The 10374-nt window shown below is 71.7% G+C and carries 9 protein-coding genes and 1 pseudogene; 4 read left to right on the forward strand and 6 right to left on the reverse strand.

Annotated elements, in window-relative coordinates; genetic code table 11:
* Positions 1-141: 141 nt before the first annotated feature.
* The gene (locus AB0R04_RS36020; protein ID WP_363378013.1) at positions 142-1122 is read right to left on the reverse strand and encodes a LysR family transcriptional regulator; all 981 of its coding nucleotides are present in this window, start codon (positions 1120-1122) and stop codon (positions 142-144) included.
* A 107-nt stretch (positions 1123-1229) separates the two neighbouring features.
* Here AB0R04_RS36020 and AB0R04_RS36025 point away from each other — a divergent pair, with 107 nt between their 5' ends.
* Both AB0R04_RS36025 and AB0R04_RS36030 read left to right on the forward strand, forming a co-directional pair.
* Positions 1230-2123 carry an NAD(P)H-binding protein gene (locus AB0R04_RS36025; protein WP_363378015.1) on the forward strand — a complete coding sequence of 298 codons (894 nt, stop codon included), beginning with the start codon at positions 1230-1232 and terminating at the stop codon, positions 2121-2123.
* Between the two features lie 79 nt (positions 2124-2202).
* A complete protein-coding gene (locus tag AB0R04_RS36030) occupies positions 2203-2568 on the forward strand; it encodes a darcynin family protein (RefSeq protein ID WP_363378018.1) in 366 nt (121 codons plus the stop codon).
* Between the two features lie 1088 nt (positions 2569-3656).
* Here AB0R04_RS36030 and AB0R04_RS36035 read toward each other — a convergent pair.
* The 3 genes from AB0R04_RS36035 to AB0R04_RS36045 form a co-directional block, all read right to left on the reverse strand.
* Positions 3657-4820 carry a homogentisate 1,2-dioxygenase gene (locus AB0R04_RS36035; protein WP_363378020.1) on the reverse strand — a complete coding sequence of 388 codons (1164 nt, stop codon included), beginning with the start codon at positions 4818-4820 and terminating at the stop codon, positions 3657-3659.
* Positions 4821-4943: 123 nt separating this feature from the next.
* Positions 4944-5759 (reverse strand): helix-turn-helix transcriptional regulator, encoded by an 816-nt coding sequence (locus AB0R04_RS36040; protein WP_363378022.1) that lies wholly within the window; start codon positions 5757-5759, stop codon positions 4944-4946.
* A gap of 325 nt (positions 5760-6084) precedes the next feature.
* Entirely contained in the window at positions 6085-7236 is a 1152-nt protein-coding gene (locus tag AB0R04_RS36045) for an epoxide hydrolase family protein (RefSeq protein ID WP_363378023.1), read from the reverse strand.
* A 63-nt stretch (positions 7237-7299) separates the two neighbouring features.
* Between AB0R04_RS36045 and AB0R04_RS36050 the strand changes: the two genes are divergently transcribed.
* Positions 7300-8283, forward strand: a complete 984-nt coding sequence (locus AB0R04_RS36050) for a YafY family protein (RefSeq protein ID WP_363378025.1) — start codon at positions 7300-7302, stop codon at positions 8281-8283.
* A gap of 172 nt (positions 8284-8455) precedes the next feature.
* Here AB0R04_RS36050 and AB0R04_RS36055 read toward each other — a convergent pair.
* Together AB0R04_RS36055 and AB0R04_RS36060 are read right to left on the reverse strand one after the other, a co-directional pair.
* Positions 8456-8869 (reverse strand): annotated as a pseudogene (locus tag AB0R04_RS36055) (NADH:flavin oxidoreductase/NADH oxidase); the annotation flags it as partial.
* Between the two features lie 61 nt (positions 8870-8930).
* Entirely contained in the window at positions 8931-9728 is a 798-nt protein-coding gene (locus AB0R04_RS36060; RefSeq protein WP_363378027.1) for an alpha/beta hydrolase, read from the reverse strand.
* Positions 9729-10006: 278 nt separating this feature from the next.
* Here AB0R04_RS36060 and AB0R04_RS36065 point away from each other — a divergent pair.
* Positions 10007-10374 (forward strand): transposase (locus tag AB0R04_RS36065; protein WP_363378029.1); only part of this gene is annotated, 368 nt, incomplete at its 3' end.

Genomic DNA, 10374 nt, shown 5'->3' on the forward strand with positions numbered 1-10374 from the left:
TCGGTGACCGACTCCGGCGGGTAGACACCCGGCTGCGGAGCGGGACACCTCGGCTTGTCGTCCGGTCCGCGGCCTTGTTGCCCACGGGCATGCGTCCGCGCGGGCCGGGGCGGCGTCGTCCGGTACGGGGCCGGTGTCGTCCTATGCGAGCCCGATCGCGTCCGCCGCGGTGGGCCCCGCAGCTGCCGCCGGCGTGCGGAGAACCCGCCGGACGGCGTCGCGGAGCCAGCGGTGGGCCCCGTCGGCCGTGTGCCGGGGGTGCCAGGCCATGCCGATGGTCAGCGGCGGTAGTGCCAGGGGGATGTCGAGGAGGTGCAGTCCGAGGGCGCCGGCGTCGTGGGTGAGGGGCGAGGGGGCGGCGCCGGGGAGTGCGGCGGGTACCAGGCAGACGAGGTCGCTGCGGGTGGCGAGGGTCATCGCGGCCAGGTGGCTGGGCAGGACGACGCTGACCCGCCGGTGGAGGTCCTGCTCGGCCAGCGCGGTGTCGAGGGGGCCGGTGAACCGGCCGCGGCGGCTGACCGCGATGTGGTGGGCGGCAGCGAGCCGGGCCGGGGTCAGCGGCCCTTCGGTGAGCGGATGACCGGCCCGGACGGCCGCGACCATGCGGAGGCTGACCAGTTCCTCGACCCGGGTTTCGGGGTCCACATGGTCGATGGATCCGACCTCCAGGTCGATCCGGCCGTCGCGCAGGGCGGGCCCGGCCTCCAGTTCTTCGGCCCCGATCCGGAACGAGACCCCCGGCGCCTCCCGCCGGGCCAGTTGCAGCAGACCGTGGGCCAGTGCCGCGCCGACCAGGTCGGCGGCCTGGAGGGTGAAGGTGTTGCGGAGGCCGGCGGGGTCGACGCTCGTGCCGGGGCTGAGCAGCGCTCCGAGGCTGCGCACCACGGTGGCGGCCTCCTCGCGCAGGGCCTCGGCGCGCGGGGTGGGAACCATGGCCTGCCCGGCCCGGACCAGGAGGGGGTCCTGGAGGACGCGGCGCAGCCGGGCCAGGGTGCGGCTCATGGCGGCGGGCGAGGTGTGCAGTCGCGCGGCGGCGCGGGTCACGCTGTGCTCGGTCAGCAGAGCATCCAGGGCGATGGCGAGATTGGCGTCGATGACCGGATCAGGGCTGCTCACCAGCATTATTCCATTTCAGTCAATGATTCCGTGCTGAAGTTCCCATTGTGGCAGCACGGCGGATCTCAGCAGGATGAGGGCATACCGAAACCAGCACGAGCCACGAGGTTTTCATGATCGTCATCACTGGTCCCACCGGGAACATCGGCCGCCACCTGCTCTCCCAGCTCCTGGAGTCCGCCCCCGCCGCGGGCGAGGAACTGCGCGTGATCGTGCGCGATCCCGCCCGGCTCCCGGACGCGGCGCGCGGACGCGTCGAGGTGGTCACCGGCTCCCACGCGGACGCCGAGGTCCTCGACCGAGCCTTCGAGGGCGCGGACGCGGTCTTCTGGCTCGTCCCCCCGGACGCGTCCCTGACCCCGCACGACGCCTACAGCGGTTTCGCCCGCGCCGCCACCGAGGCGCTCGTCGCCCACGGCGTCGGCCACGTCGTCGGCGTCTCCGCGCTCGGCCGCGGCACCCCGCTCGCCGACCGGGCCGGCCTCGTCACCGCCTCCCTCGCGATGGACGACCTCATCGCCGGTACCGGCGTCGCCTACCGGGCCCTGGCCAACCCGTCCTTCTTCGAGAACCTCCTGGAGGAGGCCGACTCGATCCGCGAGAAGGGCGTCTTCACCGACTCCGTCGACGCCGACCGCAAGGCCCCCTTCGTCGCTGTCGCCGACATCGCGGCCGCGGCCGCTGGCCTGCTGCTGGACCGCTCGTGGACCGGCACCGGCAGCGTCCCGGTCCTCGGGCCGCAGGACCTGTCCCCGAACGACCTGGCCCGCGTGATGACCGAGCAGTTCGGCCGCCCCGTCCGCTACGAACGCCAGTCGCTCGACGAGCTGTACACCACCCTCGTCGGCTACGGCCTCAACGAGGCGTTCGCCCAGGGCGTGGTCGACATGAAGCGGGCCAAGGACGAGGGCCTCGACGCCGGCGTCGCCCGCACCCCGGACACCGCCTCCCCCACCCGCTTCGAGCAGTGGTGCGCCCGGACCCTCAAGCCCGCCGTCCTCTCCTGAAGTCCAGCACCCCACGCCGGGCGCCACGGAGCCCGGCGAACCAGGACCACTACCCACCTGCCGCTTTGGAGGCACCCCGATGTCCGCTGAAAAGTCCGAACCGCCGGTCACGGCGTTCATGCTGGTCAAGACCACGCCCGAATGGCTCGCCCTGACCGTCCAGGAACGGGTGGACGCCTTCACCACCCAGGTCCTGCCGGCCATCAAGGCCAAGACCACCGGCGTCCGGTCGCGCTTCTACGACACGGAGTTCTACTCCGCTCGCGTCACCGACGTCTGGGTGTGGGAGGCCGACGACCACCACGCCTACCAGCTCCTCGTCGACGCGCTGCGCGAAACCCCCTTCTGGGACCGCTACTTCGAGGTCGTCGACCTCCTCGTCGGCACCGAGAACGGCTACGCCCGGACCTACGGCCTCGAACCCGTCGCCACCATCGCCACCTGACACACCGCCCGCCGGCCCACCTGCGCACGAGCGCCGATGCCCCCCGACCGGTCGCGGTCAGGGGGCATCGGCTCGGAAGGACCAGAGGTACCGGCTGTTCGGAGAGCTGAGACGGCCCTACGGCTTGAGAAGTGTTGGGTCAACGCGCTGGTCAGCGGGTGTGCGCGGCGGCTGGACTCGCCGTCGGCCCGCAGCCACCAGGGCAGACAGGCGATTGGTCGCTCAGTGCACGGTCAGCATGACGCAGCCGTTGCCGCCCCGGGCGCCGGCGTACCCGTGTCCTCCCCAGCTGCCACCGCCACCGCCGCTGCCGCCGTTCCCGGCACGGGGGCACCTGTCATCCGTGCGGTTCGCCCGGCCGCCAGGTTGGCCCAGTCCGCCCTCGCTGCCGTGGGCACCTGACCCGTTGCGCCCGTCTTGCCCCGGAGCGAGGTTGCCGCAGCCTCCGCTGCGCTCACCGGACCCGTGTTCTCCACCGGTGCGCTGTCCCCCCTGGCCGCCTCCGCCTCCTTGGCCCGACACCTGCGCCCGGAGTTGGGTGCTGCCGTTCGGAGCGACCTGGAGGGACTTGACCCCGGTGATTCCTCCTCTCTTGCCGTTCGCACCGCTGCGGCCGCTGCTCCCGCCGTCCCCGCCGTCTCCGCCCCGGCCCACGGTGATCTCGATCCTGTTTCCGCCCCCGCCGGGGATCGCGCAGTCGGCGTCGGCACCGGCTCCCCCACCTCCGCCGCTGTACCCGCCAGGGCCGTCGTACACCCCGCCCGCGCCGCCACCGCCGCCGCCACCCGCCCCGATGAAGAACAGCTCGTGATCGCGAGTGCCGGGAGGCAGGATGCAGTCGTAGTCGCCCGGCGTGCTGTACGCGGTGGTCCCCTTGGCGCAGTACGTCACCGACGGCTGCGCGGCAGCGTCCGAGGCCGCCACACCGGCCATGACGAGCGCGAGAACAGAACCGCAGATCACGGCTGCCCCATGAATCCTGATCACGAAATGAACCCCTCTCTCCTTCTTCCTGCGAACCCGGCTCGACGATGCCGTGCCGGCGGTGTTTCCGTACGGACCCGGTCATTCGCCGGGACGATGGCCCTTCACCCGGCCGAGGGCGCCGGGGCTGCCTTCCCCGTCTGGCCGGCCTCCTGGTCCGTGCGCCTGACGGCCTCGGCGTCCGGTGTGGGGGTCAGGGGCACCTTGGTGTCCACGAAGACGACCTCGCTGTCGATGCGGTCGCCCGGCTTCAATTTCTTGGCCAGCTGTTCCTGGAGTTCGGCGGGCAGGCCGTGGTGCAGGCCCTGCGGGACGAGGGACATGGTGGCCGGGGCGATGGGCACGCCGAGCACGGTTCCGTTGTGGAAGAACGTGAACTCGTCGTAGTCCGCGTTGCGGTGGTAGGGCGGGAAGGGTTCCGAGTCGGGAGCCGATTCGAAGGGGCGGGGCAGGAAGTTGCCCACCATGAAGGTGGATGTGGCGAAGACGGCGTAGGCGGACGGCATGACGTGGATGCGGTCGCTCATCACCGGCCGGTAGTCGCGGATGTTCATCTTGAACGGGAACAGGTCGCCCGACCATCCTTCGACGTCGATCGGGTCGGAGTCGAAGACGATGGTGGCGCGTTCGCCGCGGAGCTTGACCCGGACCGGCCACTGCCCATCCTCGTCGCGCCCGTCGCCCAGCTCGTCCAGGGCCGGGGAGGGCACGTACAGCAGCCCGGGGTCGAAGGGGGCGCGGCGGCCGAACGCGCCGGTGTCGGCGAAGCCCAGTTCCTCGGTCGACTCGATGACGAGGAAGTAGTTCTCCGGTCCGGCCGGGCGGATGCGGTAGGTGATGCCCTTGGGCACCAGGACGTAGTCGCCGGGCTCGTAGGGGATGGGTCCGAACTCGGTGTAGAAGGTGCCGGTGCCCTCGTGCACGAAGTACAGCTCGTCCCCGTCGGTGTTGCGCACCGAGTAGGGCATGTTCGCGCTGCGCCGGCTGACGTGGAGGGACAGGTGGGGGTTGTGGAACAGCCGCAGCGGGACTCCATCGGCACTGCCGCGGTCGGTGGGCTCCAGCAACCGCCCGTCGTAGTTGCGGTTTGCCGCGCTCTCCTCCGCGTGCCTCCAGGCGGTCGGCTCGCTGCGCCGGTACAGGTAGGCGTCGCGTCCTTCGAAGCCCTGCCGCGTGAGCATGTCCTCGTACAGGCCGCCCAGTTCGTGCCGTCCGGTCACGGCCTGGCGCAGTACCCTTCCCCGGCTGTGGTGAATCCAGGATCGCATCGGCCTGATGTCCATCTGCCGTTTCCCTTCCGCTCCGTCGGACTTGCTTCCCCGACGATGCGCGATGACGTCCCGTACAGGAACGCCGTGGGGATACCCGTACCGGCAGGGAGACGTTGCGGTTCATCCGGTGCCGAGGAGGGAGGCGAAGGCCGCGGCGGTCTCCTCGTCGCCCGGCAGCCACAGTTGCAGCCAGTGGTTGGCCTCGCCGACGAACAGGACCTCCACGCGCATGTTGAGGTCTCCGGCCTCGGGGTGCCGGACGCGATTGCTGACGGGCCGTCGGGCGGCGACCGTGTGGGCCGCCCAACGGGTCGCGAACTCGGGAACGGCACGCACGTCGTCGACCAGGTCCTTGAATGCGCAGTCGGAGCCCCAGTCGGGCTCGGCGGCCCGCAGCCAGCCGACCGCCCCGTCCGCCGTCGCCGCCCAGGCCGCCTCATCAAGGATCCGGCGTGCCATGGGGTGCAGGAAGTGGTAGCGGATGAGATTCGGCGGGGTCTTGTCCAGCACACCCATCGGCGTCGCCATCGTCTCCCACGCCTGGTTCCAGGCCACGACGTCGTAGACCGGCCCGAGCAGGCACGCCGGGCTCGGGTCCAGACGGTCCAGGAGGTCGCGCACGCCGGGGCGCGGATCCTCACCCACCGGCGGGGGAGCGGGAAGGAGCGGGGCGCTGTGCTGCCGCATCGCCAGCATCGCCAGGTGCTGCTTCTCCTCGACGGACAGGCGCAACGCGTCGGCGAGCGCCGCGAGCACCGCACCGGACGGATTGGTGTCCCGACCCTGCTCAAGGCGTTCGAGATACTCGACGCTCAATCCGGCGAGCGTGGCCAGCTCCCCGCGGCGCAGCCCCGGCGTGCGCCGCCGGCCATGAGAGGCCAGGCCCACCTGCTCCGGCTTGAGCCGCTCCCGGCGTGAGCGCAGAAACGCGGCCAAACTGCTCCCGTCGGCTGTCATCCGTGCCAAACCCCTCTGAATCCGGCCCGTCGAGCGGGGAAGCCCCCGCAGCGCGGCGGGCTGCCTGCAAGCACAACGGGATGTCCAGCGACCGCTGGTGGGCCCACCCGCATCGGTGAACACCCCTGCCCAAGCGTAGAGTTCGAACGCCCGGAGGCGACGCGGGAGGCGGGGCGGCGCACCTGCCGGGCCTGGCCGGCGCGGCCCGGGCTCCCCGGCTGTCGCGCACCCGGTCGCTCGCGTCCGGCGGATTGTCGCTCGCGGGCGTCCGCTGGTACCCGAGGGCCCGGGACGCGCCTCGGCCTCACCGCAGGGCGCGGAAGAACGTCCTGATGTCGCCGGTCAGGGCGGCGGGTTCCTCCATGGCGGCGAAATGGCCGCCGCGTTCGAACTCGGTCCATTGCGTGATGGTGGCCGTGCGTTCGGCGAGGGGGCGGATGGGCAGGACGATGTCGTGCGGGAAGACGGCGACGCCCAGCGGGACTTCGGAAGGCCGGGGCCATCCCTGGGCATGGGCGTTCTCGTAGTACAGGCGCGCCGAGGAGGAGGCGGTGTTGGTCAGCCAGTACAGCATGACGTCGGTCAGCAGCCGGTCCCGGTCGATCGCTCCGCCGGGCCGGTCGGTCGGGTCGGTCCATTCCTGGAACTTCTCTGCGATCCAGGCCAGTTGCCCGGCGGGGGAGTCGGCCAGGCCGTAGGCCAGGGTCTGCGGGCGGGTGGACTGGATGGCCCGGTACCCGGCGTCGTCCCCGCTCGCGAACCGCTCGTATCCGGCGAGGCGGACCTGGTCGTCGGGGGTGAGGTCGTCGAGCTCGCCGGGCGCGCCGGTCGGGAATGTCATGAGGTAGTTGACGTGCACGCCGATGACGTGCTCGGGGTCGAGCCGGCCGAGCTCCCGGGAGATCATCGTGCCCCAGTCGCCGCCCTGGGCGCCGTAGCGCTGGTAACCGAGGCGGGCCATCAGCGTCGCCCACGCGGCGGCCACCCGGGTCGGCCCCCAGCCGCGTTCGGTCGTCGGGCCGGAGAACCCGAAGCCGGGGATGGACGGGATCACCAGGTGGAAGGCGTCGGCCGGGTCACCGCCGTGGGCGCGCGGGTCGGACAGCGGGCCGATCACGTCGAGGAACTCGGTGAACGCGCCCGGCCAGCCGTGCGTGAGGATCAGCGGGGTGGCGTCGGGTTCGGGGGAGCACACGTGCAGGAAGTGCACCCGGGTGCCGTCGATCTCCGTCGTGTACTGAGGGAACTCGTTGAGCGCCGCCTCGTGCCCGCGCCAGTCGTAGCCGTCGCGCCAGTAGGCGGCCAGGTCGCGGACGTAGTCCAGCGGGGCGCCGTAGTCCCGGCCCGCGTCCGGCAGCTCCTGCGGCCAGCGGGTGCGACCCAGCCGGGCGTGCAGGTCGTCGAGCTGAGCCTGGGGGACGTCGATGCGGAAGTCGTGCACGGTGTCGTCGGTCATGAACCTCACGCTAGGACCCCTTGCGGACATATCGTGTCCGCGATCGATGGCAGGCTCGTGACCATGAGCGATTCTCCGGTACGACTGCTGCGCCTGCTCTCGCTGCTCCAGGCCCGTGGTGACTGGTCCGGAGCCGACTTGGCCGACCGGCTCGGCGTCAGCGAACGCACCGTGCGCCGTGACGTGGACCGGCTGCGCACGCTGGGCTATCCGGTCGACGCCAGCCCCGGGACCGGCGGCGGCTACCGGCTCGGCCCGGGAGCCCGGCTGCCCCCGCTGCTCCTGGACGACGACGAGGCCGTCGCCGTCGCCGTCGGGCTGCGCACCGCCGCTGGGCAGGGCATCGAGGACATCGGTGAGAGCTCTGTACGCGCCCTGGCGAAACTGGAGCAGGTCCTGCCGGACCGGCTGCGCCGCCGGGTGGGCGCCCTGCACGCCTTCACGGTGCCGGTCCTGCGTCCGCCGGGCGACTCCGCCCTCGACCCGGCCGTGCTGACCGAGCTCGTCCAGCTGTGCCGGGACACCGAGTTGCTGCGCTTCGAGTACCGCGACCACGCCGGTGCCACCAGCCGCCGCACCGTCGAGCCGTACCGCCTGGTGTGCGCCGAGCGCCGCTGGTACCTGGTTGCCTGGGATCTCGACCGGGAGGACTGGCGCACCTTCCGTGCCGACCGCATCACGCCCAGGCCACCGCACGGCCCGCACTTCACCCCGCGCCGGCCGCCCGCCGACGACCTCGCCGCCTACGTCGCCCGCGGCGTCTCCACCCGCGCCTACGCCGCACAGGCCGCCGTCCGGCTGTTCACCCCCCTGACCGAGGCCGCCGACCGCATCTCGCCGTCGATCGGCAGCCTCGAAGCCGACGGACCGAACGCCTGCATCCTGCGCATCGGCGCCGAGAACCTCGACACCATCGTTTTCTATCTGATGATCTTCGGCTTCGACTTCGAGCCGATCGAACCCGTCGAACTCACCGAGATGATCAGGACGGCCCGGGACCGGCTCTCCCGCGCACTGCGCACCCGACGTGGACCCGGAGGCCGATGAGGCCGGCGAAGTCCTCCATCGTGCTCGGCCTTGCCGTAGCAGGCGGTGTCGCTCCTGGTCGTGACCGTGGGTTCGGGTCGGGCGGTCGGGTCGGCGAGCGGGAACCGGGGCCCGTGCTTCGGGGTCCTGCCTTCTGACGTCGTAGTCGCAGTCCCGTACGAGAACCGGGCCTTCAGAGAACGCGTTGGTACTGATGGGGCCAGGCCGCCTGGTCCGCGGGGCGCGCGCGCAGGGCGAAGTAGGGGTCGCGGAGGAGGGGGCGCCCCATCATCACGGCGTCCACCTGCCCGCTCGCCACCAGTTCGCCGGCCAGCGACACGTCGCCGATCTGTCCGGCGGCGGCGACCGCGAGTCCGGTGGCGTCCTTGAGCCGTGCCGCGAACTCGACGTGGACCCCCTCCCGCGTCGGCGGGCGGGCCCCGTGGTCCCGCACCACCAGTCCGGACGTGACGTCGAGCAAGTCGACGCCCACGGCCGCCAGTTCCTCGGCGAACGCCACCGCCTCGTCGATGCCGACGCCGCCTTCGACCCAGTCCGTGGCGGTGATCCGGACGAAGACGGCCTTCTCCGCCGGGAAGGCCTCCCGGACGGCGCGGGCCGTGGCGGACCCACGGCCCGCAGCGGCGTTCCATCAGGCTGACGCTAAGTCAGAACCTGGCGCCGGAGAGCAGTTTCGCCGTCTCCTCGGGGGCCTCGACCGGGAAGTGGTGGCTGCCGAGGTCGATGAGCACGATGTCGAGGCGGTCCCGGTACCGGTCGATCGCCTCCCGTGTCACCAGGTCGCGTATCGCGAACACGGTGATCGGCTGCCTCGTCTCGCGCAGCGCCGCGTCCATGTCCCAGCGCACCAGGCCCTCGATGGCCCGCAGGCCCGCGGGCTGGCGCACCGCGGCCATCTTCTCGGCGTACGCGTCCTTGAGCGCCGGGTCCGTCCCGGCCGGTGAACCCCCCTCGACGAGGCCCCGTACGGCGGCGGCGAAGTCCGTCCGGAACGCGCGCACCGTCGCCTCGGCCTGTTCCTCGCTCAGCGCCGGGAACAGGGACAGGTAGTGCAGTGCGTCGAGTGCGACGACCTGCGAGACGGTGTCGGGGAGCAGCCGGCCGACTTCGACGGCGACCGCCCCGCCGAGGGAGTGGCCGGCCACGACCGCCGTGTCCACCGACTCGGCTTCCAGGACGGCGGCCACGTCGCGGGCGAACTCCTCCATGGTCCAGACCTCCCGCGTCGACCGTGACTCGCCGTGCTCGGCGAGGTCGATCGCCAGGACGCGGTGGTCCTCGGGCAGGTGGTCGGTCACCGCATCGAAGTCGCCGCGGTCGCACGCCCAGCCGTGGATGAGGGCCAGGAACGGTCCTCCGGTCGGACCGCTGGCTGTGTAGCGGATCGTCGTGTGGTCCGATCGCTGAACCTGGCGGTGCTTCTTGATCCTGCTGGCAGTCGTCACGGTGTCTCCTGATGCGGCGGGGTGAGAGCTGTATCGGGCGGTGGGGAGCAGTGGTCGACAGGCAAGGCAACATTCGCAGTGATCGCTGCGTTAGTGATTCGAGCATAGCGCAAACGCATCGATCGCTGCATTTGCAAGGCGGATGTCGGCGGTTCGAAACCGTCCGCGCCCACAGCAAACATGCAGGTCAGAGGGCCGTGGTGCTAGCTCGAAAGGGCCAGTACCGCGGCCCGAAGCACATTGAGAAGACATCTCATTTGGGCTTGCAGGCTGCTTCCGTGACGCTCGTGGAGCGCTTGGTGCCGGACGAGTTGTGGGAGCTGTTCCAGTTGGTGGCGCCGGCGGCGCCGACCCGCCCACAGGGCGGTGGTCGGCGCCGCTACGGCGACCGGGAGGTGCTGGTGGCGATCGTGTTCGTCGCGACGTCCGGGTGCACCTGGGCCCAGCTTCCGCCCTGTTTCGGCCCGTCCGGGCCGACCGCCCACCGGCGATTCACCGAATGGAGCAGGGCCCGGGTGTGGGCCAAGCTCCACCGGGTCGTCCTGGACGAGCTAGGGGCTCTCTTTCGGATCACGCCGGGCGCGCGACGCCGGAGCACGCACCTCGCCGCGTTGTCGTCGGTCGCCGATACTCCGCATGGACTCCC

Source organism: Kitasatospora sp. NPDC056731 (assembly GCF_040687675.1).
Taxonomy (GTDB): Bacteria; Actinomycetota; Actinomycetes; order Streptomycetales; family Streptomycetaceae; genus Kitasatospora.

Excerpts from the sequence above, each read along its gene's own strand:
- AB0R04_RS36020 (WP_363378013.1), bottom strand. The coding sequence starts at position 1,122 with ATGCTGGTGAGCAGCCCTGATCCGGTCATCGACGCCAATCTCGCCATC.
- AB0R04_RS36025 (WP_363378015.1), top strand. The coding sequence starts at position 1,230 with ATGATCGTCATCACTGGTCCCACCGGGAACATCGGCCGCCACCTGCTC.
- AB0R04_RS36030 (WP_363378018.1), top strand. The coding sequence starts at position 2,203 with ATGTCCGCTGAAAAGTCCGAACCGCCGGTCACGGCGTTCATGCTGGTC.
- AB0R04_RS36035 (WP_363378020.1), bottom strand. The coding sequence starts at position 4,820 with ATGCGATCCTGGATTCACCACAGCCGGGGAAGGGTACTGCGCCAGGCC.
- AB0R04_RS36045 (WP_363378023.1), bottom strand. The coding sequence starts at position 7,236 with ATGACCGACGACACCGTGCACGACTTCCGCATCGACGTCCCCCAGGCT.
- AB0R04_RS36050 (WP_363378025.1), top strand. The coding sequence starts at position 7,300 with ATGAGCGATTCTCCGGTACGACTGCTGCGCCTGCTCTCGCTGCTCCAG.